At 71.5% G+C, this 22,097-nt stretch carries 18 protein-coding genes; 13 read left to right on the top strand and 5 right to left on the bottom strand.

The genetic code is table 11. From position 1 onward, the window contains the following. Positions 1-576: 576 nt before the first annotated feature. The 3 genes from AB0J12_RS38550 to AB0J12_RS38540 all read left to right on the top strand — a co-directional run bounded on the left by AB0J12_RS38550 (position 577) and on the right by AB0J12_RS38540 (position 3,186). The gene (locus AB0J12_RS38550; RefSeq protein WP_103782913.1) at positions 577-708 is read left to right on the top strand and encodes a hypothetical protein; all 132 of its coding nucleotides are present in this window, start codon (positions 577-579) and stop codon (positions 706-708) included. Positions 709-789: 81 nt separating this feature from the next. Next, the gene (locus tag AB0J12_RS38545) at positions 790-1,833 is read left to right on the top strand and encodes a 3-isopropylmalate dehydrogenase (protein WP_363269474.1); all 1,044 of its coding nucleotides are present in this window, start codon (positions 790-792) and stop codon (positions 1,831-1,833) included. 264 nt (positions 1,834-2,097) lie between these two features. Continuing rightward, positions 2,098-3,186, top strand: coding sequence for a branched-chain amino acid aminotransferase (locus AB0J12_RS38540; RefSeq protein ID WP_363269473.1), 1,089 nt, complete (start codon positions 2,098-2,100; stop codon positions 3,184-3,186). Between the two features lie 112 nt (positions 3,187-3,298). Here the strand turns inward: AB0J12_RS38540 and AB0J12_RS38535 are convergent, their stop codons facing one another. Next, a complete protein-coding gene (locus AB0J12_RS38535; RefSeq protein WP_363269472.1) occupies positions 3,299-4,741 on the bottom strand; it encodes a cytosine permease in 1,443 nt (480 codons plus the stop codon). A 146-nt stretch (positions 4,742-4,887) separates the two neighbouring features. On the opposite strand from AB0J12_RS38535, the gene ureA reads away from it, so the two are divergent. From ureA to AB0J12_RS38505, 6 genes are all read left to right on the top strand, one after another. After that, entirely contained in the window at positions 4,888-5,592 is a 705-nt protein-coding gene (ureA, locus tag AB0J12_RS38530; protein ID WP_363269471.1) for an urease subunit gamma, read from the top strand. After that, complete coding sequence (locus tag AB0J12_RS38525; protein WP_363269470.1) at positions 5,589-7,301, top strand: urease subunit alpha; 1,713 nt, start codon at positions 5,589-5,591, stop codon at positions 7,299-7,301. The genes ureA and AB0J12_RS38525 overlap by 4 nt, the downstream gene beginning before the upstream one ends. An 11-nt stretch (positions 7,302-7,312) precedes the next feature. Then, positions 7,313-8,353: an agmatine deiminase family protein gene (locus AB0J12_RS38520; protein ID WP_363269468.1), complete on the top strand. Its 1,041-nt coding sequence runs from the start codon at positions 7,313-7,315 to the stop codon at positions 8,351-8,353. A gap of 33 nt (positions 8,354-8,386) precedes the next feature. Further along, a complete protein-coding gene (locus AB0J12_RS38515) occupies positions 8,387-8,995 on the top strand; it encodes a TetR/AcrR family transcriptional regulator (protein WP_363269466.1) in 609 nt (202 codons plus the stop codon). A 367-nt stretch (positions 8,996-9,362) separates the two neighbouring features. Further along, positions 9,363-10,973 (top strand): citramalate synthase, encoded by a 1,611-nt coding sequence (cimA, locus tag AB0J12_RS38510; RefSeq protein ID WP_363269465.1) that lies wholly within the window; start codon positions 9,363-9,365, stop codon positions 10,971-10,973. 14 nt (positions 10,974-10,987) lie between these two features. Further along, positions 10,988-11,413, top strand: coding sequence for a VOC family protein (locus AB0J12_RS38505; protein WP_363269464.1), 426 nt, complete (start codon positions 10,988-10,990; stop codon positions 11,411-11,413). 19 nt (positions 11,414-11,432) lie between these two features. Here AB0J12_RS38505 and AB0J12_RS38500 read toward each other — a convergent pair whose 3' ends face one another. Then, positions 11,433-12,038, bottom strand: a complete 606-nt coding sequence (locus AB0J12_RS38500) for a GPP34 family phosphoprotein (protein WP_363269463.1) — start codon at positions 12,036-12,038, stop codon at positions 11,433-11,435. A gap of 193 nt (positions 12,039-12,231) precedes the next feature. Beyond that, positions 12,232-14,097 carry a lectin gene (locus AB0J12_RS38495; RefSeq protein ID WP_363269462.1) on the bottom strand — a complete coding sequence of 622 codons (1,866 nt, stop codon included), beginning with the start codon at positions 14,095-14,097 and terminating at the stop codon, positions 12,232-12,234. A gap of 238 nt (positions 14,098-14,335) precedes the next feature. On the opposite strand from AB0J12_RS38495, the gene AB0J12_RS38490 reads away from it, so the two are divergent. Both AB0J12_RS38490 and AB0J12_RS38485 read left to right on the top strand, forming a co-directional pair. Beyond that, the gene (locus tag AB0J12_RS38490; protein WP_363269461.1) at positions 14,336-17,347 is read left to right on the top strand and encodes a glycoside hydrolase family 3 N-terminal domain-containing protein; all 3,012 of its coding nucleotides are present in this window, start codon (positions 14,336-14,338) and stop codon (positions 17,345-17,347) included. 51 nt (positions 17,348-17,398) lie between these two features. Further along, positions 17,399-18,772: a hypothetical protein gene (locus AB0J12_RS38485; RefSeq protein WP_363269460.1), complete on the top strand. Its 1,374-nt coding sequence runs from the start codon at positions 17,399-17,401 to the stop codon at positions 18,770-18,772. Positions 18,773-18,859: 87 nt separating this feature from the next. Here AB0J12_RS38485 and AB0J12_RS38480 read toward each other — a convergent pair whose 3' ends face one another. Then, positions 18,860-19,477 carry a YceI family protein gene (locus tag AB0J12_RS38480; protein ID WP_363269459.1) on the bottom strand — a complete coding sequence of 206 codons (618 nt, stop codon included), beginning with the start codon at positions 19,475-19,477 and terminating at the stop codon, positions 18,860-18,862. Positions 19,478-19,814: 337 nt separating this feature from the next. Here AB0J12_RS38480 and AB0J12_RS38475 point away from each other — a divergent pair, with 337 nt between their 5' ends. Both AB0J12_RS38475 and AB0J12_RS38470 read left to right on the top strand, forming a co-directional pair. Next, complete coding sequence (locus tag AB0J12_RS38475) at positions 19,815-21,410, top strand: acyl-CoA carboxylase subunit beta (RefSeq protein WP_363269458.1); 1,596 nt, start codon at positions 19,815-19,817, stop codon at positions 21,408-21,410. A 57-nt stretch (positions 21,411-21,467) separates the two neighbouring features. After that, a complete protein-coding gene (locus tag AB0J12_RS38470; protein WP_363269457.1) occupies positions 21,468-21,662 on the top strand; it encodes an acyl-CoA carboxylase subunit epsilon in 195 nt (64 codons plus the stop codon). Between the two features lie 165 nt (positions 21,663-21,827). Here AB0J12_RS38470 and AB0J12_RS38465 read toward each other — a convergent pair. Beyond that, positions 21,828-22,097 (bottom strand): ATP/GTP-binding protein (locus tag AB0J12_RS38465; protein WP_363269456.1); only part of this gene is annotated, 270 nt, incomplete at its 5' end.

Here is a 22,097-nt window from a genome sequence, read left to right as displayed (position 1 = left end):
TCCTCGGTCCGGCCGCCCGTTTTCCGACTAGGGCACCCTTGCCCGGTGCCGGCCGCTGCGGGCGGACACCCCCCACCCCGTCCCCTTCCCGCCGTCGGCGGCTATCGCCCGTCGTCGCTCCCGCTGCGGGTGCGGACCGCCGTGCGTGGCTGCGGGCCGCCGTCCTGGGTAACTGCGGGCAGTCGTGCCTCCCCCAAGCTCTTCGAGCAGGGGGATCCCCCAGGGCGGCACGGGGGGCGCAGCGGCACCCCGTCGCGCCGGGCTGCGCGTCCCACCCCCGGCCAGCCACCGCACCGGGCGCCGGAAGACGCCGCCGGGGCAGGACGAACGCCCAGGTCAGACACGTGTGACCGACGTCGCCGTCTCAGATAGTAGGAAGTCCGAGTAATTGTGGAGACAGACGCGCCGTCCTGTCCTAGCTTTGTAGGAGCCGAACGTCTCGCTAGACCAAGCGATGGGCGGACGTGAGCCGGGCCCCATGCAGGCAACCCCTGCGGCCCCGTCGCTCCCCGCCGCTTCCGGCGTCTCGTAACCCCCTTTCCGCGCTCCGCGTTTGTCCGAAGGAGTCGATCCCCCATGGCCGAGACGACCGTCCGCCGCCGAGTCCGCCACGTCTCCCGTACGAGCGAGTCCGACCGCAAGAACGCCGCCGCCGCCCTCCAGCGCGCTCTCGACCGCCGTGACAACGGCGGCGCCACCGGCCACTGAAAGACCCGCAGGCACGCCCGCTCCTTGTCCGGATGGCGGACGTTCCGTGTCATCCCATGGGACGAGGAGTAGGGTGCCCGCATGTCTCGCAGCATCGATCTCGCAGTGATCCCCGGTGACGGCATCGGGCAGGAAGTCGTGGCCGAAGGCCTCAAGGTCCTCTCCGCCGTCCTCCCGCAGGATGTGAAGCTGGAGACCAAGGAGTACGACTTCGGCGCCCGGCGCTACCACTCCACCGGTGAGACCCTCACCGATGACGACCTGGCCCAGCTGAAGGGGCACGACGCCATTCTGCTCGGCGCCATCGGTGACCCGTCCGTGCCGTCGGGCTTGCTGGAGCGCGGCTTTCTGCTGAAGCTGCGGTTCGCCTTCGACCACCACGTCAACCTGCGTCCGAGCAAGCTGCTCCCGGGTGTCGCCACCCCGCTCGCCGGTGAGCCGCAGATCGACTTCGTGGTGGTGCGCGAGGGCACCGAGGGGCCGTACACCGGCAACGGCGGCACCATCCGCAAGGGCACCGAGCACGAGGTCGCCACCGAGGTCTCCGTGAACACGGCCTTCGGTGTCGAGCGCGTGGTGCGGGACGCCTTCGCGCGTGCCCAGGCGCGGCCGCGCAAGAAGCTGACGCTCGTGCACAAGAACAACGTGCTGACCTTCGCCGGCCACCTGTGGACGAACATCTTCAACAAGGTGGCCGAGGAGTACCCCGAGGTCACCACCGAGTACATCCACGTCGACGCGGCCACCATCTACCTGGTGACCCAGCCCGAGCGGTTCGACGTGATCGTCACCGACAATCTCTTCGGCGACATCATCACCGACCTCGCCGCGGCCGTCTCCGGCGGCATCGGCGTCGCGGCCTCCGGCAACATCAACCCGAGCCGCGAGTTCCCGTCCATGTTCGAGCCGGTCCACGGCTCGGCCCCCGACATCGCCGGCCAGGGCAAGGCCGACCCCAGCGCCACGGTCCTGTCCGTCGCCCTGCTGCTGCGCCACCTCGGCTACGAGGCCGAGGCGGCCCGGATCGAGGACGCGGTCGCCGCCGACCTCGCCGAGCGCGTGGGCAAGCCCGCCCGCTCCACGTCGGAAATCGGCGACGCGCTCGCCGTACGCGTAGCCGGCTGATCCGGTGCGCTCCTGAAGAACCACTTCGAAGCCGCCGGGTCGCCTTGACGCACCCGGCGGCTTTCCCTGTGCGGCGCCGGGTGGAACCATCGACCCCCTGGGCCGCCCCACCCGGATTCCTTCTGCCGCCGCCCCCGCGCGATAATCGAACGCGGAGCCGCGACATGAGGGAAAGCTCGGACGTCCTAGCACTGGCCGGAAACGGTCCTTGCCTGGCATGAAGGAGCGCGGCCCGTCACGACAACCGGTGAAGGACAACCACTCATGACGACGCCCACGATCGAGCTCAAGCCCTCCGCCCACCCGCTGCCCGCCGCGGAGCGCGAGGCGATCCTCGCCAGCCCCGGGTTCGGCCGCCACTTCACCGACCACATGGTGACGATCAAGTGGACGGAGGGCCGCGGCTGGCACGACGCGCAGCTCGTCCCGTACGGCCCCATCTCCCTCGACCCCTCCAGCCACGTCCTTCACTACGGGCAGGAGATCTTCGAGGGGCTCAAGGCGTACCGCCAGCCCGACGGCTCGGTCGCGGTCTTCCGCCCCGAGGCCAACGCCCGCCGCTTCCGCAACTCCGCGCGCCGCATGGCGATGGCCGAGCTGCCCGAGGAACTGTTCATCGCCGCCCTGGACGCGCTGCTCTCCCAGGACGGCGACTGGGTGCCGCCGCACGGCGGTGAGGAGTCGCTCTACCTGCGGCCGTTCATGTTCGCCTCGGAGACCGGCCTCGGGGTGCACCCGGCCAACGAGTACCTGTTCATGCTGATCGCCTCCCCGTCCGGCGCCTACTTCGCCGGCGGCGTCAAGCCGGTCACCATCTGGGTCTCCGAGGACCACGTCCGCGCCGTCCCGGGCGGCACCGGCGACGCCAAGACCGGCGGCAACTACGCCGCCTCCCTGCTGCCGCAGGCCGAGGCCGCCGCCAACGGCTGCGACCAGGTCGTCTACCTCGACGCGGTGACTCGCACCAAGGTCGAGGAGTCCGGCAGCATGAACGTCGCCTTCGTCTACGGCGACCGGATCGTCACCCCGGCCCTGACCGGCTCCATCCTCGAGGGCATCACCCGCGACTCCCTGCTCCAGGTCGCCCGTGACCTCGGCTACACCGCCGAGGAGGGTGTGATCACGCTCCAGCAGTGGCGGGAGGACGCCGCCTCCGGCGCGCTCACCGAGGTCTTCGCCTGCGGCACCGCCGCCGTCGTCACCCCGATCGGCCACGTGAAGACCAAGTCGGACGCCTGGAGCCACGGCGACGGCACCCCCGGCCCGGTCACCCTACGGCTGCGTGAGGCGCTGCTCGGCCTCCAGCGCGGCATCACCGAGGACAAGCACGGCTGGATGCACAAGCTCGGCTGATTCGTTCGATGAACAACAGCGGGGCCGCCCCGGACAGCGCGTCCGGGGCGGCCCCGCTGTGTGTCGGCCCGGGTCGGCCGTCCGTCCTCGGCCGGCCCGGGGGTCTGGGGGATCAGTGGCCGGCGGTCAACGTCTCGGCCGGTGCCGCGGGGGCGGCCGGGAGGGCCGGTACGCCCGCGCCCCGGGCCGTCAGGGCCAGGTAGACGACACCGCCGACCAGGCCCGACAGCAGGAAGCTGCAGTCCACGCCACCGGTGTAGGTCAGCAGCGGGCCCTCGTACTGCGGCAGCGACACCGCGAGCAGGCCGACGAACGCGCCGATCGCCCAGGAGACGGCGGCCTGGACGTTCCAGCCGGCCCGGTACCAGTAGATGCCGCCGTGCGAGCGGCGGTTGAAGACCTGCAGCGCGTCCGCGTCGTACCGGCCACGGCAGCGGGCGAATCCGATGAGGGTGATGACGGCCCACGGGGTGCCGATCGCGGTGAGCAGCAGCACGAACGACGTCATCGCCGCCTGCGCGTCCCACAGGAAGTGGCCGACGAAGACGCAGGCCGTGGCGACGATCGCGACGGTGAGGGTGGCGCGGGCGCGGGAGGCGCGCGGCAGGATCGCGTCCAGGTCGAGGCCCATCGAGTACAGCATCAGACCGGCGTTGCCGACCGAGCCGGCGGAGGCGGCCAGCAGCAGCGGGATCAGGTACCAGGTGGGGGAGGCGTTCACCAGCGGGCCGGCGTAGTCGAGCGCGGCGCGGGCGCCGTAGGCGGTGAAGGTGCCGAAGAGCTGCGGCACCAGCAGGCCGAGGATCAGGCCGAGCCAGGTGGCGTGCAGGATGCGGCGCGGGGCGTGACGGCGGGGGGAGATGTAGCGGGTGTAGTCGCCGAGCAGGGTGATGAAGGCGATCGGCCCGGACAGGCCCGCGGCCACCGCCGACAGCAGCCAGGTCGGCCAGTAGCCGCCCAGCAGATAGCCGCCGGCCTCGGGCAGCGCGGCGGTGGTGAAGTGCGGGGCGTAGGCGAACAGGCCGAGCGCCAGCAGGGCTGTCATCCCGACGGCCAGCACGCGGGACATGGTCAGCAGCACCTTGTAGCCGTACACCGCGCCCGCGACGGTCGCCCCGGCCAGCAGCGCGTAGATCACGCCGTACGACATGCCGTTGGCCGGGAGGCCGAGGAGACGGCCCAGCACGCTGACCGAGACGTCGCCGCCGACCCACACCGTCAGGGCGGTGTAGCCGAGGGCGAGCAGCAGGCCGACGATCGAGCCGATCAGCCGGCCGCGCACGCCGAACTGGGCGCCGGAAGAGGTGGACAGGTTGGTCGCGGTGCGCAGCGAGATCAGCGCCAGCGGCGCCGTCAGCGCCGTACCGACGACCGTGCCCGCGAGGATCGAGGTGATCGAGGACCAGAAGTCGAGGCCGAAGGAGGCCGGCAGCCAGCCGAAGACGATGACACCCAGGCAGAGGTTGGAGCCGAGGAGGATCGATACGAGGTCCCGCGGTCCGCTGGTGCGTTCCTCGTCGGGGATCGTGTCGACTCCGCGCTGTTCGATGGGCATGGTGTGGGTCTCCTTCGACGGCCACCTGAGATTTAGAGCGACGTTCAATGTGACGTGTGCAAAGGTGGCCCGTCAATATTTCCGTCGCGTGAATCCGGTGTTTAGAGTGGTGCTCTAAAGCGAGGAAGGCAAGGAGGTGCCGCGAGGTGAGACTGACCCCCACGGAACGTGACCGGTTGCTGCTCTTCGGAGCTGCCGAGCTGGCGCGTGCCCGCAGGGCCCGCGGGCTGAGGCTGAACGTCCCGGAGGCGACCGCGCTGATCGCGGACACCGTCTGCGAGGCCGCCCGGGACGGCAAGCGGCTCGCCGAGGCCATCGAGGCGGCCCGCTCGGTGCTCGGCCCGGACGACGTCCTGCCGGGCGTCGCCGACGTGGTCACCGAGGTGATGGTCGAGGCCGTCTTCGACGACGGCTCCCGGCTCGCCGTCGTCTCCGACCCCATCGGCGGAGGCCTCGGCGACGACGCCCCGGGCGCGCTGCTGCCCGGCCCGATGCACTCCGACCCCGAGCCGGCTCTCCGGCTCACGGTCACCAACACCGCGACCGTGCCGGTGTCGGTCACCTCGCACTTCCACTTCTTCGAGGCCAACCCCCGCCTGGACTTCGACCGCGAGCAGTCCTACGGCATGCGGCTCGCCGTCCCCGCCGGGTCCTCCGTGCGCTTCGGGCCGGGCGAGAGGCACGAGGTCGGCCTGGTGCCGATCGGCGGCGAGCGGATCGCGATCGGCTTCGCCGGCCTGGTCGACGGGCCGCTGGACGCACCGGGCGCGAAGGACGAGGCCCTGCGCCGGGCCGCCGCCTGCGGCTACCTCGGCGCAGGGGACACCACCCAGAAGGAGGCCGAGCGATGAGCCGCCCCGGGGGCCACCCCGCCGAAGCCCGCCACCTCACGCCGTACGAATACGCGGCCACCCACGGCCCCCGGGCCGGCGACCGCGTCCGCCTCGGCGACAGCGGGCTGACCATCAAGGTCGAGTCCGACGCGCAGAAGTACGGCGACGAGTTCCTCGCCGGCTTCGGCAAGACCGCCCGCGACGGCCTGCACCTGAAGGCCGCCGCCGTCCGCGACACCTGCGACGTCGTGATCAGCAACGTCGTCGTGATCGACGCCGTGCAGGGCATCCGCAAGGTGTCCATCGGCATCCGCGAAGGACGGATCTGCGGCATCGGCCGGGCCGGCAACCCGGACACCCTCGACGGCGTCGACGTCGTCGTCGGCACGGGCACGTCGATCGTCTCGGGCGAGGGGCTGATCGCCACCGCCGGCGCCGTCGACACGCATGTTCACCTGCTGTCGCCGCGCATCATGGAGGCCTCGCTCGCCTCCGGTGTCACCACGATCATCGGGCAGGAGTTCGGCCCGGTGTGGGGCGTCGGCGTGAACTCGCCGTGGGCGCTGCGCCACGCCTTCAACGCCTTCGACGCCTGGCCGGTCAACATCGGCTTCCTGGGGCGGGGTTCGTCCTCCCACGCGGCACCTCTGGTGGAGGCGCTGGCCGAGGGCGGCGCGTCCGGCTTCAAGGTGCACGAGGACATGGGCGCGCACACCCGCGCGCTGGACACCGCGCTGCGGGTCGCCGAGGAGCACGACGTGCAGGTCGCCCTGCACAGCGACGGCCTCAACGAGTGCCTGTCGGTGGAGGACACCCTCCGGGTGCTGGAGGGCCGCACCATCCACGCCTTCCACATCGAGGGCTGCGGCGGCGGACATGTCCCCAACGTGCTGAAGATGGCCGGTGTCCCCAACGTCATCGGCTCGTCGACGAATCCGACGCTGCCCTTCGGCCGGGACGCGGTCGCCGAGCACTACGGCATGATCGTCTCCGTCCACGACCTCAAGCCCGACCTGCCCGGCGACGCCGCCATGGCCCGCGACCGCATCCGCGCCGGGACGATGGGCGCCGAGGACGTGCTGCACGACCTGGGCGCGATCGGCATCACCTCCTCCGACGCCCAGGGCATGGGCCGGGCCGGCGAGACCGTGCGCCGCACCTTCGCCATGGCCGGCAAGATGAAGGCCGAGCTGGGCGGTCCGGACACCGATCACGACAACGAGCGCGTCCTGCGCTACATGGCCAAGCTGACCATCAACCCGGCCATCGCGCACGGTCTCGCTCACGAGGTCGGCTCGCTGGAGGTCGGCAAGCTCGCCGACATCGTGCTGTGGCGGCCGGAGTACTTCGGCGCCAAGCCGCAGCTCGTCCTGAAGTCCGGCTTCCCCGCCTACGGTGTGGTCGGCGACCCCAACGCGGCCACCGACACCTGCGAACCCCTCGTGCTGGGGCCGCAGTTCGGTGCCTTCGGCGCCACCGCCGCCGACATCTCCGTCGCGTTCGTCGCCCAGGCCGCCGTCGACCAGGGCAACGACACGATGCCCACCCGGCGCCGCCGGGTCGCCGTGCGCGGCACTCGCGGCATCGGCCCGGCCGACCTGCGGCTCAACTCCCGCACCGGACAGGTCGACGTGGACCAGCGCACCGGCCTGGTCACCCTCGACGGCGAGCCGCTCAGCTCGGAGCCCGCCGACTCCGTCTCCCTCAACCGCCTCTACTTCCTCTAAGGACGCCCTGGATGAGCACCCCCGCCGCCGACGGCTTCTCCATGCCCGCCGAGTGGACCCCGCACGAGCGGACCTGGATGGCCTGGCCGAGCCCCAACCCCACCTTCGACGACCCCGAGGACCTCGCCGCGTCCCGGATCGCCTGGGCGTCGGTCGCCCGCGCGATCCGCCGCTTCGAGCCGGTCACCGTGGTCTGCGGCCCCGGGCAGTCCACCGAGGCCGCGACCCTGCTCGGCGAGGGCATCGACGTCGTCGAGCGCGAACTCGACGACGCCTGGATGCGCGACATCGGCCCCACGTTCCTCACCAACGGCCGTGGCGAACTCGCCGCCGTGGACTGGACGTTCAACGGCTGGGGCGCGCAGGACTGGGCCCGCTGGGAGCACGACTCCAAGATCGGCGCCTACGTCAGTGACCTCGCCGGCGCGAAGACGTACGCCTCGCGGCTGGTCAACGAGGGCGGCGCGATCCACGTCGACGGCGAGGGCACCGTGCTGCTCACCGAGACCGTGCAGCTCGGCCCCGAGCGCAACCCGCACTGGACCAGGGAGCAGGTCGAGGCGGAGATCCACGCCCACCTCGGCACGAGCAAGGCGATCTGGCTGCCGCGCGGCCTCACCGGCGACTACCCGCCCTACGGCTTCGGCACCCTCGGCCACGTCGACATCGTCGCCGCCTTCGCCCGACCCGGCGTCGTCGTGGCACACCACCAGCCCGATGCGGCCCACCCGGACCACGAGGTCACCAAGGAGGTCATCTCCCTCCTGCGCTCCCAGACCGACGCCCGCGGCCGCACGCTGGAGGTCGTCGAGGTACCCGCCCCGACCGTGCTGGAGGCCGACGGCCACTGGGCCGACTACTCCTACATCAACCACTACCTGTGCAACGGCGGCGTCGTGCTGTGCGGCTTCGACGACCCGCGCGACGAGATCGCGGCCGGCATCTTCCGCAAGCTCTTCCCCGAGCGGACGGTGACCCTGGTGGACGCGCGTACGATCTTCGCGGGTGGGGGCGGCATCCACTGCATCACCCAGCAGCAGCCCAAGGTCTGACCCGCAGACCCGTCCGAGACACAGGAGCAGCAGATGGCCGGTGCGGCCCGTGCGCGCAGGAACGCGCCGCCGCGCGAGGAGGTCCTCACCTCCGCCATGGACATGATCGCCGAGCGCGGTCTGGAGAAGCTCACCATGGCGGGACTGGGCCGCGAGGTCGGCATGAGCAGCGGCCATCTGCTGTACTACTTCCGCTCCAAGGACGAACTGCTGCTGCAGACCCTGGAGTGGAGCGAGGGCCGACTGGGCGCCGAGCGCGCCCGGCTGCTGGCGAGCGGCGGCACCGCCCGCGAACGACTGGCGGCCTACGTCGACCTGTACGTCCCCGACGGCCACCGCGACCCGCACTGGACGCTGTGGCTCGAGGTGTGGAACCGCTCGCAGAACGCCGACGACGACGCCCGTGTCCGTCAGGCCGCCATCGAGGGCGCCTGGCACCGCGACCTGGTCGCCCTCCTCGCCGAGGGCATCTCGCACGGCGAGTTCCGCGCAGTCGACCCCGACCGCTTCGCGTCCCGGCTGCGGGCCCTGCTGGACGGCTTCTCCATCCACGTGGCGATCGGACTGCGCGGCACCGACCGGGCGCAGACCCTCGCCCACGTGCGGGAGTTCATCGACGACGCGCTCCTCGCGCACGGCTGACCCCGCGCCCGGCGGCTTCGCCGTTCGGACACGAGCACACCCGGTCACGCGAGAGGTGACCGGCGCCGCGCTCGCATCCTGAGACAGGCGGTGAGCGAGCGGGCGGATTGTGCCAGACTGCCCCCGTGCTCTCGTTCGCCGTGATTATTGGCAGCAGGCGCGCCGGTCCGCAGTGACCGCCACGTACGACCAGGTACGGGCGGCCACCGTCGTCCTCGACCCGCGCGCAGACCTCTCGCACCCGCGAGGGGTTTTTCTGTTTCCTGGCCCACCTTCAGCCGGGAGTCAGGCGTGAGGGACCATTGGGGGGACGGTGGAGCCGGTCATTCCGGTAAGACCGAAGATCCACAACAGGAGCCTTGAGACCATGACCGAGACGGAAACCAGCGAGCTCGACGACTCGTTCCACGTCTTCGACACCACCCTGCGGGACGGCGCCCAGCGTGAGGGCATCAACCTCACCGTCGCCGACAAGCTCGCGATCGCACGGCACCTGGACGACTTCGGCGTGGGCTTCATCGAGGGCGGCTGGCCCGGCGCCAACCCGCGCGACACCGAGTTCTTCGCCCGCGCGCAGGCGGAGATCACCTTCCGCCACGCTCAGCTCGTCGCCTTCGGCTCCACCCGCCGCGCCGGTACGACCGCCGCCGAGGACCCCCAGGTCAGGGCACTGGTGGAGTCCGGCGCGCCCGTGGTCACCCTGGTCGCCAAGTCCCACGACCGGCATGTGGAGCTGGCGCTGCGCACCACGCTCGACGAGAACCTGGAGATGGTCCGCGACACGGTGTCCTACCTGCGCTCGCAGGGCCGCCGCGTCTTCGTCGACTGCGAGCACTTCTTCGACGGCTACCGGGCCAACCCGGAGTACGCCAAGGCCGTCGTGCGGGCCGCCGCCGAGGCCGGCGCCGACGTCGTCGTGCTGTGCGACACCAACGGCGGCATGCTGCCCGCGCAGGTCCACGCCGTCGTCTCCACCGTGATCGCCGACACCGGCGCCCGGCTCGGCATCCACGCCCAGGACGACACCGGGTGCGCGGTCGCCAACACGCTCGCCGCCGTCGACGGCGGCGCGACCCACGTGCAGTGCACGGCGAACGGGTACGGCGAGCGGGTCGGCAACGCCAACCTGTTCCCGGTGGTCGCCGCACTGGAACTGAAGTACGGCAAGACGGTGCTGCCCGAGGGCCGGCTGCGGGAGATGACCCGCATCTCGCACGCCATCGCCGAGGTCGTCAACCTCACGCCCTCCACGCACCAGCCGTACGTGGGCGTGTCCGCCTTCGCGCACAAGGCCGGGCTGCACGCCTCCGCGATCAAGGTCGACCCGGACCTGTACCAGCACATCGACCCCGAGCGGGTCGGCAACACCATGCGGATGCTGGTCTCCGACATGGCCGGGCGCGCCTCGATCGAGCTGAAGGGCAAGGAGCTCGGCATCGACCTCGGCGGCGACCGCGAGCTGGTCGGGCGGGTCGTCGAGCGGGTCAAGGAGCGCGAGCTCAAGGGCTACACCTACGAAGCCGCCGACGCCTCCTTCGAGCTGCTGCTGCGCACCGAGGTGCAGGGCAGGCCGCTGCGCTACTTCGAGGTCGAGTCCTGGCGCGCGATCGTCGAGGACCGCCCCGACGGAACCCACGCCAACGAGGCCACGGTGAAGCTGTGGGCCAAGGGCGAGCGGATCGTCGCCACCGCGGAGGGCAACGGCCCGGTCAACGCCCTCGACCGCGCGCTGCGCGTCGCGCTGGAGAAGATCTACCCGCAGCTCGCCAAGCTCGACCTCGTCGACTACAAGGTCCGCATCCTGGAGGGCGTGCACGGCACCCAGTCCACGACCCGCGTGCTGATCTCCACCTCCGACGGCACCGGCGAGTGGTCCACGGTGGGCGTCGCCGAGAACGTCATCGCCGCGTCGTGGCAGGCGCTGGAGGACGCGTACACCTACGGGCTGCTGCGGGCGGGCGTGCACCCGGCCGAGTAGGCCACAGTGGAGGCATGACCTCTTCGGACGGCGACCTTCTGGGCCGGGCGCGCGTGGCGACCCGGCTGCCCGCCCGGGACCTGGAGCGGGCCCGGCGGTTCTACGCGGACAAGCTGGGCCTCAGGCCCGTGGACGAGCGGCCCGGCGGGCTGCTGTACCGGTGCGGTGGGGTGGACTTCGTCGTGTTCGGCTCGACGGGGTCCTCGCCCGGCACGTTCACCCAGATGGCGTTCGAGGTGGACGACATCGAGGCGGTCGTCGCCGAGCTGCGGCGGCGCGGGGTGGTCTTCGAGGACGTCGACGCGCCCGGGCTGCGCACCCGGGACGGCATCGCCGAGGTCGAGGGCAACTACCCGAGCAAGGGCGCGCGCGGCGAGCGCGGGGCCTGGTTCCGGGACAGCGAGGGGAACCTGCTGGCCGTGGGACAGCCGGTCGCCTAGCCGCGGCCCGCCCGGCCGATCACAGGCCGCGCCAGACGTTGGCGTAGGCGTCGTCCTCGATACGGCGGCGCTGCCGTACGGCCGCCAGCTCGGTCAGTGCGCCGTGGACCGCTGCCAGGACGGTCACCGTGGCGTCGGGCAGGTCCGCGGTGTCCTGCTCCTGGCCGTCCTCGGCTCTGCCGTCGGGAATGCCGAGGGCGGCGGCGAGGGAGACGAGGACGGGCTCCCGGGAGGCCCAGCGGGTGGTGGCCCGGCCGCGGTCCGGGGAGTCGGGCGGGGGAGTGGGGTGCCTGTGCGGCAGCCAGCGGCGGCCGCCGGGTTCCTGCGCCTTCAGGTCGGCGGCGTAGGCGGCGGCCAGACCGCGCCCCCGCCGCCACAGCCAGTCCTCGACGGACTCGTACGGCGTGTCACGGCGCAGGGCCGCGGCCGCCTCGTCCAGCAGCCGGTCACCCGTGGCCCGGGGGAGGCCGGGCAGGATCCGGTCGTCGTCCAGGTGGACGGTCTCGTCGGCGATCAGGTCGACCAGCTCGGCCCCGGCCAGCGCGAGCGACAGATCGCCCTGCGCGAAGGGCCGGCCGGCGGGCACGTCCAGGGCGGTGATGAAGAGGTCGCGTGCGGTGGTCATGCTTCCAGCATGCGACGTGCCTGCGGCGCGCGGGCGGTTTTCCGGGTGCGAGTGCGGCCGGCCGGCTGTCGTCGTCCGTCTGTGGGTCGCGTTGTGGCTGGTCGCGCAGTTCCCCGCGCCCCTGGGTTGGCTGCCGTGCAGCTTGGGGGAGCACACCCCGGCGTGCCGGGCCGCGCTCCCCACGCTGAGTGATCTACTGCAGCCTCCACTTCTGGTTGGCCGCCCCCGTGCAGGACCAGATCTGGAGACGGGTGCCGTTCGTCGACGTGTTGTCTGTTACGTCCAGGCACTTGTTCGCCGCCAGGTTCACCACGTCGCCGGTCGAGGTGTTGTACGACCACTGCTGCGCGCCGGTGCCGTTGCAGTCGTACAGCTGGATCCTGGCGCCGTCCGTCGTCGAAGCGGAGGTGACGTCAAGGCACTTGCCCAGGGCCTGGATCGTGCCGTCGGTCTTCACCGTCCAGCGCTGGGCTGTCGTGCCGTTGCAGTCGTAGAGCTGGACCGCCGTGCCGTTGGCGGTGGAACCCCCGGCCACGTCGAGGCACTTGTTCGCGAGGCCGGCGAACGCGCCCGTGCGGTCGCCGCCGCCGGACTGCGTGCCGGACCAGGTGAAGGTGACGGACGTGTTGCCGGGGACGGAGTAAGTGGCGTGCTGTGAGCTCCAGTTGATCGTGACGGTGCGGGGGGAGGCGGAGTCGTTGTAGGCGATCAGGGCCTTGGAGCCGTCGGGGTTGCGCCAGGCCACGTTCGGCAGGGCCGAGGACGCCGTGGAGGCGATGCGCTGGGCGCCGGGGCGGACGAACTTCGTCAGGTGCCCCATGTCGTAGTACTCGACCGTGTAGTCGACCTGGCCGCTGCGCGCGTCGCCGTTGTGGACGGTGACCAGGCCGGTGCAGGTGGAGCATCCGCCGTTGTGCGGGCCCATGCTCTGGTCCACCGCCAGGGACCACTTCGTCACCGACTTCGCCCAGTTGCGGGTGTAGTCGATGATGTTCAGCATGTCCTCGCGCTGCTGGTCGGCGATCCACGTGCCGCCCGAGTGTTCGGTGCCGAAGGCGTCCAGCTGCGGGTACTGGTTGTGCACGGTCGTCTGCTTGGCGATGTCGCCGCCGTAGCCGTGCCAGGCGATGCCGCCGAAGTTCGGGTGAGTGCGGATCGCCGCGTCGTCGACCGTCTGGGCGGCGTAGGCGTCGTAGGTGTCCCAGTTCCAGTCGTGGGCCAGGACCTTCGTCGGCAGTCCGGCGGACTGCAGTCGCGGCAGCAGTTCGTTCTTGGTGAAGTACGCCAGTCCGCTCGCGTTCCAGCTCATCGACGGATAGCCCGAGCAGCAGGTCGGCTCGTTCTGCGCCGTCACGTAGGAGACCGGTACGCCCTGGTCGCGGTAGGCCTGGAGGTACTTCACGAAGTAGCCGGCGTAGGCGCCGTAGTCCTCCGCTTTCAGCCAGCCGCCGTTGAGCTGTCCGCTGTCCTTCATCCAGGCCGGGGCCGTCCAGGGTGAGGCCATCACCGTGAGGGACGGGTTGAGCTGGAGGGCCTGTCTCGTCAGCGGGACGACGTCGGCGAGGTCGTGCGCGATCGAGAAGCGGGTGAGGGCGGGGTCCGTCTGGCCGGCGGGGACGTCGTCGTACGTGTAGCCGTACCGGGCCAGGTCCGAGGCGCCCATCGGATTGCGCAGGAAGGACAGGCCGATGCCGTCCGTGGGGGAGAACAGCTTGCGCATCGTCGCGTCCCGGGTGGCCGCGGACAGCGCCCCGCTGCTGTTCATCAGCCAGGCCGCGGTGTCGGTGAAGGACGCGCCGCCGCCGGTGAAGGTCTGGTAGCGGGTGTTCTCGTCGACGGTGATGTTCTCGCCGCTGCCGCCGGCGCCGGCGGCGAAGGCGAACGGCGTCTGCGGTTCCAGGCCGCGTACGACGTGCCGGCCGCCGGAGTCGTCGGTGGTGGTCAGCCAGGCCGTGACCGGCTCGCCGGCCGCTCGCGCGGGAACGGTGGCGGCCGTGACACCGGCCGCGGTGAGCAGTCCGGTGAGCAGCAGGCGCAGGGCCGTGGAGGCTCTCCTCATGTGCGCCGCCCTTCTGACAGGTGGGGGATGGGGGCGGGCGAGCCGTGAGTAAATGACGGCGGAGTGCGGGCGTCAAGGGGTTGTGCGTTCAGTTTTCGAAGCTTCAACGCCTCGGATCGCGCCATGAGTTGGCTGCGTATCAGTTCCGGTGTGAAGTCTTGACGGCGTGACCGGAGGCCCGTTAACTCACGCTCTGAACTAAGCCTTGAGAGGTACTCCCAGAGCCGAGGGAAGGTCCATGCGAAGAACCGCCCTGCTCGCCTCCACCGCAGTGCTGGCGGCCCTGCTCCCCTGGGCGTCCGCCCGGGCCGCCGACGCCCCCGCCCCGGTACCCGTCGACCGCTTCGAGGGCGAGGTGCCCTTCGCCCAGCAGCCCGCCGAGGGCATCTTCACCTGGGGTGGCGACGCCGACGACCCGCCCGCGCTGAGCCTGGCCGACCGCTCCGACGCCCCAGAAGGGCAGAAGGTCCTCGCCGGCAGCTACGACATCAGCGGCTACGGCGGTTTCACCCACGACTTCGCCGCGTCCGGGCCGCCGCACGACTGGTCCGCCCACCGGGGCATCCGCCTGTGGTGGGAGGGACACGGCACCGGGAAGAAGACCACCTTCGAGATCAAGGACGGCGGGGCGAACGGCGAGGCCTCCGAGCTGTGGACCACGTCCTTCACCGACGACTTCACCGGCTGGAAACAGATCGAGCTGCCCTTCACCGACTTCACCTATCGCACCGACTACCAGCCCGTCGGCGGCATCGACCACGTCCTCGGTCTCACCCGGATGTGGGGCTACGCCGTCACCCTGCCCACCGGCGTGCGCGGCACCTTCGCCCTGGACGGCGTGGAGCTGTACGGCACGGCCGACCAGTCGCTGCGCGCCTCCGTCACCACCGACGCCGCCGTGCACACCGTCCGGGAGGGCGCCACCGCGTCCGTGAAGGTCACCCTCGCCACCACCGGCGACCAGCCCCTGACCGACCCCGTGACGCTCACGTACGCGACGCAAGGCGGCACCGCCACCGCCGGCCAGGACTACACGCCGGTCTCCGGCACCCTCACCTTCCCGCCCGGCACCGCGTCCGGCACCGCGCGGACCATCGAGGTGCCCACCCGCAAGGACCGGGACGCCGAACCCGCCGAGACCGTCCCGCTCACCCTCACGGTCACCGGCGCCAAGGCCCCCGCCGAGACCCCGCAGATCGTGATCGACGCGCACGGACTGCCCTACCTCGACGCGAAGTTGCCGGTGCGCGAGCGCGTCGCCGACCTGCTGTCCCGGATGTCCCTGGCGGAGAAGGCCGGCCAGATGACCCAGGCCGAGCGGGGCGCGATGAGCGACCCGGGCGACATCGCCGGCTACGCCCTCGGCTCGCTGCTCTCCGGCGGCGGCTCCACGCCCACGCCCAACACGCCCGAGGCCTGGGCGCGGATGATCGACGGCTTCCAGCTGCGGACCCGGGCGACCCGCTTCCAGATCCCGCTGATCTACGGCGTCGACGCTGTCCACGGCCACAACAACCTGGCCGGCGCCACGATCATGCCGCACAACGTCGGCATCGGCGCCACCCGCGACCCCGCGCTCGCCCAGCGGACCGGGGCGGTGACCGCGGCCGAGGTCCGTGCCACCGGCATCCCCTGGGACTTCGCGCCCTGCCTGTGCGTGAGCCGTGACGAACGCTGGGGCCGCTCCTACGAGTCCTTCGGCGAGGATCCCGCCCTCGTGCAGTCCATGGAGACCGTCGTCCAGGGCCTGCAGGGCCGTGCCGACGGCCGGGACCTGAGCCGGGACGACAAGGTGCTCGCCACCGCCAAGCACTTCGTCGGCGACGGCGGCACCGCGTACGGCTCCTCGACCACCGGCACGTACACCATCGACCAGGGCGTCACCACGGTCACCCCGCGGCAGCTGAAGGACATCCACCTGGCGCCGTTCGAGACGGCCGTCGAGCGGGGCATCGGCGCGGTCATGCCGTCGTACTCCTCCCTCGACATCGTCGGCGACGGCAAGGGCGCGGTGAAGATGCACGCCCGCGGCGACATGATCAACGGGGTGCTCAAGGACCGGATGGGCTTCGACGGCTTCGTCATCAGCGACTGGAACGCCCTCGACCAGCTCCCCGGCGACTACGCCGCACGGGTGCGCACCTCGGTGAACGCCGGCGTCGACATGATGATGGTGCCCTACGGCTACAAGGACTTCACCGGCGCACTCGTCACCGAGGTGAGGGCGGGCCGGATCGCCGAACGGCGGATCGACGACGCGGTCGCCCGCATCCTCACCGAGAAGTTCCGGCTCGGGCTCTTCGAACACCCCTACGCCGACACCAGCGGAGCGTCGCGGATCGGCTCGGCCGCGCACCGTGCGGTGGCCCGCGAGGCGGCCGCGAAGTCGCAGGTGCTGCTGAAGAACGACGGCGGACTGCTGCCCCTCAAGCCCACGCAGAAGGTCTACGTCGCCGGCTCCGACGCCGACGACCTCGGTAACCAGACCGGCGGCTGGACCCTCACCTGGCAGGGCTCCTCCGGTGCCGTCACGCAGGGCACGACCATCCTGCAGGGCATGCGCAAGTCCGGCGCCGCGATCACCTACTCCAAGGACGCCTCCGCCCCGACGGCCGGCTACGACGTCGGCGTGGTCGTCGTCGGCGAGACCCCCTACGCCGAGGGCGTCGGCGACGTCGGCAACGGCCACGACCTTCGGCTGAGCGCCGCCGACCGGGTGGCCGTCGACCGGGTGTGCGCGGCGATGAAGTGCGCGGTGCTGATCGTCTCCGGCCGTCCGCAGCTGATCGGCGACCAGCTCGGTGAGATCGACGCCCTGGCCGCCTCCTGGCTGCCGGGCACCGAGGGCGACGGCGTGGCCGACGTGCTGTACGGCAGACGGCCGTTCACCGGGCAGCTGCCGGTCACCTGGCCGCGCTCGCAGGCGCAGCTGCCGATCAACGTCGGCGACAGCTCCTATGACCCGCAGTATCCGTACGGCTGGGGCCTGACGACGCTGACGAAGGTCCCGCAGGGCGGCGCGGCCGCGCTGAAGGCGCTCGGCGTCGCCGCCCGGGCGGCCGCACGGGCGGGCGCGGACTCCGCCGGCCGCGCGCTGGTCGGCAGGGCCCGGCTGATCGTCCAGCAGAAAGCCGGGCAGCACCTCACCCCGGCGGTCGCGGGGCCGTTCGCCGAGGCGGACCACCTGCTGCTGACCGGACGGTACGCACAGGCGGTGGAGAAACTGACGGCGGCCTACCGGGCGGCCTGATTCCGCTCAGCACGGACGAGCGTTTTGGGAGGCTTCGGGTACGTTCGATGTATGAAGGCCGTCGTACGGACCCGAAGCCTCCCGGCCCTGCTGGCGGCCGCTCTGCTCGCCGCGTGCGCAGTGCTGTGGGCGTCGGCCCCGCATGCCGTCGCGGACTCCGATCTGTCCACGATCGGGCGGGCGCTGCGCGAGAACCCCGTCTATGTCGACCCGGCCGCCTCGGCGCAGCTGTCGGCCGCGGACGCCGACGCTCTGGCGAAGCGGATCAAAAGCGCGGACAAGCCGCTCTTCGTGGTCGTGCTGCCGGGCGACTACCCGACCAAGAACCTCTTCACCAACCTGCGGACCGCCACCGGTATCACCGGCCTGTACGCCGTCCGCCTCGGCGACCGCTTCGATGCCCGGGCCGACTCCTCGGTGCTGCCGCGGGCGGCCGTGCACAACCTCGTGAGCAGCGTCCAGGGTGATCGTGACGCGCGCACCCAGCTGACCGGCTTCACCGACCGGGCCGTGGCCAACATGGGCGGCTCGGCACCGTCCGGCTGGGGTTCGACCGGGAACGGCGGCGGGGTGTCGGCCACCGCGCTCGTCGCCACGGCCGCCGTGGTCGTCGCCGGTGGCGCGGGCGCCTACGCCCTGGTGCGGCGTGGCCGGCGCCGTCGCGAGGAGGGGCAACAGGCCGCGCTGGAGCAGCTGCGCGTGGTCGTGGACGAGGACATCACCGCCTTCGGCGAGGAACTGGACCGGCTCGAGTTCCACCCGGCCGAGGCGGGCGCCGACGACGCGATGCGCGCGGACTACGAGCGGGCCCTGGACGCCTACGAACAGGCGAAGTCGCTGATGGCCGCGGCGCGCCGACCCGAGGACGTACGAGCCGTCACGCAGGCGCTGGAGGACGGCCGTTTCTCCCTGGCCCAGCTCGCCGCGCGCCGTGAGGGACGGCCGCTGCCGCAGCGCCGGCCGCCGTGCTTCTTCGACCCGCGCCACGGCCCCTCGGTCGCCGACGCCACCTGGACCCCGGCCGGCGGCGCCGCGCGGGAGGTCCCGGTGTGCGCCGCGGACCAGGCCCGGCTGGCGGACGGCCGCGACCCGATGGTCCGCGAGGTCGACACCGACTACGGCCGCCGCCCCTACTGGGACGCCGGCCCGGCCTACGGCCCGTGGGCGGGCGGCTACTTCGGCGGGGGCCTGCTGCCCGGCCTCCTCGTCGGCACCCTGCTCGGCAGCATGATGGCCACCCCGTCGTACGCCGCCGACTACGGCACCGGGTACGGCGACTTCGGCGCCGGCGGCTACGACGGCGGTGACATGTCCGGCTCCGACTTCGACTCGGGCGACTTCGGGGACTTCGGCGGCTTCGGCGACGGGGGCGGCGGAGGGGACTTCGGCGGTGGCGGCGGCGACTTCGGCGGCGGCAGCTTCTGAGCGGCCGTCCGCCACAACGCGGCACGGGCCCCCGGTTTCCGCGAGGGACGCGGAAGTCGGGTGGCCCGTGCTGTGCCGGTGTTCGGGTCAGGCGTTGCGGATCGCGGAGATGTCGAAGACGAGCTTGATCTTGTCGGAGACCAGGACGCCGCCGGTCTCCAGCGCCGCGTTCCAGGTCAGGCCCCACTCCGAGCGCAGGATCTCCGCCTTGCCCTCGAAGCCGACGCGCTCGTTGCCGAACGGGTCCTTGGCGGCGCCGTGGAACTCCAGGTCGATGGTGAGCGGCTTGGTGACGCCGAGGATCGACAGGTCGCCGGTGATGCGGTAGTCGTCGCCGCCCAGGGCCTGCGCCCCGGTGGAGCGGAAGGTCATCGTCGGGAACTCGTCGGTCTTGAAGAAGTCCGCGGACTTCAGGTGACCGTCGCGGTCGGCGTTGCCCGTGTCGATGCTGTCCATCTTGACGTCGAGGGAGGCCGTCGAGTGGGACGGGTCGGCGCCGTCCAGGTGCAGCGAGCCGGAGAAGTCGAGGAAGGAACCCTTGACGTTGGTGACCATGGCGTGCCGGGCGACGAAGCCGATGGTGGTGTGGCTCGGGTCGATCGTGTAGTCGCCGGTCACAGCCGCGAGGTCCGGGCTGACGGGTGCGGTGGCGGTGGTGCCGGCGGTGGTGGTCTCGGGGGTGTTCTTGCGGCCGAAGATGCCCATGGCGTGCTCCTTGGGGACGGAATGTTGAATGTTCAACGATGCCAACGACTTCGACGGTAGACCTATTCCGTTCAAAGTTCAACAGTCTCGGCGGGGGTAGTCTTTCCCGGGTCGTCGGCCGGGGCCCGGATTCACTCCAGCGATGGCATGCGAGCGCCCCGATGTGAGGCGTCTTACGCCCGGCCGATTTGTGCGACCCCTACAACCCCGAAGCCCTCTGAGCAGTCGGAACGCCTGCATGCCCGCCTGGTTCTGTTCAGGGGTACCAGGAAAACGGGCCGGACACTGTACGGAGTCGACGGCTCGCTTTCCTTGGCGGTCTTCGTAAGGTCGCTACATGACCGTTTTGGAAGAGACGACGGGTGAGCCCACCGGCGAGCCGACGGACGCGCGCGGGCGGGTCGCCGAGCTGCACGAGATCCGTGCCCAGGCGTTGGCCGGTCCGAGCGAGAAGGCGACCGCGGCCCAGCACGCCAAGGGCAAGCTGACCGCCCGGGAGCGCATCGAGCTGCTCCTGGACCCGGGGTCCTTCCGGGAGGTCGAGCAGCTGCGCCGGCACCGGGCGACCGGTTTCGGGCTCGAGACCAAGAAGCCGTACACGGACGGTGTGATCACCGGCTGGGGCACGGTGGAGGGCCGCACGGTCTTCGTCTACGCCCACGACTTCCGCATCTTCGGCGGCGCGCTGGGCGAGGCCCACGCCACGAAGATCCACAAGATCATGGACATGGCCATCGCGGCCGGTGCGCCGCTGGTGTCGCTCAACGACGGCGCCGGCGCCCGCATCCAGGAGGGTGTCAGCGCGCTCGCCGGGTACGGCGGCATCTTCCAGCGCAACACCAAGGCCTCCGGTGTCATCCCGCAGATCTCGGTGATGCTCGGCCCGTGCGCGGGCGGCGCGGCCTACAGCCCGGCGCTGACGGACTTCGTGTTCATGGTGCGCGACACCTCGCAGATGTTCATCACCGGCCCGGACGTGGTCAAGGCCGTCACCGGTGAGGAGATCACACAGAACGGGCTCGGCGGCGCGGACGTGCACGCGGAGACCTCCGGTGTGTGTCACTTCGCGTACGACGACGAGGAGACCTGCATCGCCGAGGTGCGGTACCTGCTGTCGCTGCTCCCGCAGAACAACCGGGAGAACCCCCCGCGGGCGGAGTCCGGTGACCCGGTCGACCGGCGCGGCGACGTCCTGCTGGACCTGGTCCCGGCGGACGGCAACCGGCCGTACGACATGACGAAGGTGATCGAGGAGATCGTCGACGACGGCGAGTACCTCGAGGTGCACGAGCGCTGGGCCCGCAACATCATCTGCGCCCTCGCCCGGCTGGACGGCCAGGTCGTCGGCATCATCGCCAACCAGCCGCAGGTGCTGGCCGGTGTGCTGGACATCGAGGCGTCGGAGAAGGCCGCGCGCTTCGTGCAGATGTGCGACGCCTTCAACATCCCGATCATCACCTTCCTGGACGTCCCGGGCTTCCTCCCCGGCGTCGACCAGGAGCACGGCGGGATCATCCGGCACGGCGCGAAGCTGCTGTACGCGTACTGCAACGCGACCGTGCCGCGGATCTCGCTCATCCTGCGCAAGGCGTACGGCGGTGCCTACATCGTCATGGACAGCCAGTCCATCGGCGCCGACCTGACCTACGCCTGGCCCACCAACGAGATCGCCGTCATGGGCGCCGAGGGCGCCGCCAACGTCATCTTCCGCCGGCAGATCGCCGACGCCGAGGACCCCGAGGCCATGCGGCAGAAGATGGTCAAGGAGTACAAGGCGGAGCTGATGCACCCCTACTACGCGGCCGAGCGCGGCCTGGTCGACGACGTCATCGACCCCGCCGAGACCCGTGAGGTCCTCGTCCGCTCCCTCGCGATGCTCCAGACGAAGCATGCCGACCTGCCCTCGCGCAAGCACGGCAACCCTCCGCAGTAACCCAGCGGATCCACCGCGGCAACCCCGCGGACCCCTTACTCACGGAGACTGACACCCATGAGCACTCCCGACATCCGCGTCGAGAAGGGCCACGCCGAGCCCGAGGAGGTCGCCGCCATCACGGCCGTCCTCCTGGCCCGCGCGGCCGCCCGCCCCGCCGAGACCGTCCCCGCCCACCGCGGCCGCGCCCGCGCCGGCTGGCGCCGCCTGGAGCGCGAGAACGGCTTCCGCGCCCCGCACAGCTGGCGCTGACGCAAGCACGAAGAAGGGCCCCTCTCCGAGGAGAGGGGCCCTTCTTCGTGCACCCAAGGGGCGCGGGGCAGTGCCCGATCCGCGGCTCCGCCGTGGGGAGCGGTCGGCCACGGGCTGCCCGCAGGCGGCGTACCACCGCAAGGGGCAGCCCGGAAGCCGAACCGACTACCGCAGGCGTGCCATCAGGGCATGCTCGACCAGCGTGATCAGGGCGGACTTGGCGTCGGCGCGGTGGCGGGCGTCGGTGGTGATGATGGGGGTGTCCGGGCCGATCTGCAGTGCTTCGCGGACCTCTTCGGGCTGGTAGGGCTGCTGTCCGTCGAAGCCGTTGAGGGCGATCACGAAGGGCAGGCCGCTGTTCTCGAAGTAGTCGACGGCGGGGAAGCAGTCGGCGAGGCGGCGGGTGTCGACGAGTACCACGGCGCCGATGGCGCC

Source organism: Streptomyces sp. NPDC049915 (assembly GCF_040656475.1).
In the GTDB taxonomy this organism is placed as follows: Bacteria; Actinomycetota; Actinomycetes; order Streptomycetales; family Streptomycetaceae; genus Streptomyces.
Note: the sequence above shows the minus strand (reverse complement) of the source record. Positions and strands in the feature narration are given on the sequence as shown.

Excerpts from the sequence above, each read along its gene's own strand:
- AB0J12_RS38490 (WP_363269461.1), top strand. The coding sequence starts at position 14,336 with ATGCGAAGAACCGCCCTGCTCGCCTCCACCGCAGTGCTGGCGGCCCTG.
- AB0J12_RS38515 (WP_363269466.1), top strand. The coding sequence starts at position 8,387 with ATGGCCGGTGCGGCCCGTGCGCGCAGGAACGCGCCGCCGCGCGAGGAG.
- AB0J12_RS38500 (WP_363269463.1), bottom strand. The coding sequence starts at position 12,038 with ATGACCACCGCACGCGACCTCTTCATCACCGCCCTGGACGTGCCCGCC.
- AB0J12_RS38480 (WP_363269459.1), bottom strand. The coding sequence starts at position 19,477 with ATGGGCATCTTCGGCCGCAAGAACACCCCCGAGACCACCACCGCCGGC.
- AB0J12_RS38550 (WP_103782913.1), top strand. The coding sequence starts at position 577 with ATGGCCGAGACGACCGTCCGCCGCCGAGTCCGCCACGTCTCCCGTACG.
- AB0J12_RS38470 (WP_363269457.1), top strand. The coding sequence starts at position 21,468 with ATGAGCACTCCCGACATCCGCGTCGAGAAGGGCCACGCCGAGCCCGAG.
- cimA (WP_363269465.1), top strand. The coding sequence starts at position 9,363 with ATGACCGAGACGGAAACCAGCGAGCTCGACGACTCGTTCCACGTCTTC.
- AB0J12_RS38495 (WP_363269462.1), bottom strand. The coding sequence starts at position 14,097 with ATGAGGAGAGCCTCCACGGCCCTGCGCCTGCTGCTCACCGGACTGCTC.
- AB0J12_RS38535 (WP_363269472.1), bottom strand. The coding sequence starts at position 4,741 with ATGCCCATCGAACAGCGCGGAGTCGACACGATCCCCGACGAGGAACGC.
- AB0J12_RS38485 (WP_363269460.1), top strand. The coding sequence starts at position 17,399 with ATGAAGGCCGTCGTACGGACCCGAAGCCTCCCGGCCCTGCTGGCGGCC.
- AB0J12_RS38520 (WP_363269468.1), top strand. The coding sequence starts at position 7,313 with ATGAGCACCCCCGCCGCCGACGGCTTCTCCATGCCCGCCGAGTGGACC.
- AB0J12_RS38475 (WP_363269458.1), top strand. The coding sequence starts at position 19,815 with ATGACCGTTTTGGAAGAGACGACGGGTGAGCCCACCGGCGAGCCGACG.
- AB0J12_RS38545 (WP_363269474.1), top strand. The coding sequence starts at position 790 with ATGTCTCGCAGCATCGATCTCGCAGTGATCCCCGGTGACGGCATCGGG.
- AB0J12_RS38525 (WP_363269470.1), top strand. The coding sequence starts at position 5,589 with ATGAGCCGCCCCGGGGGCCACCCCGCCGAAGCCCGCCACCTCACGCCG.
- AB0J12_RS38540 (WP_363269473.1), top strand. The coding sequence starts at position 2,098 with ATGACGACGCCCACGATCGAGCTCAAGCCCTCCGCCCACCCGCTGCCC.
- AB0J12_RS38505 (WP_363269464.1), top strand. The coding sequence starts at position 10,988 with ATGACCTCTTCGGACGGCGACCTTCTGGGCCGGGCGCGCGTGGCGACC.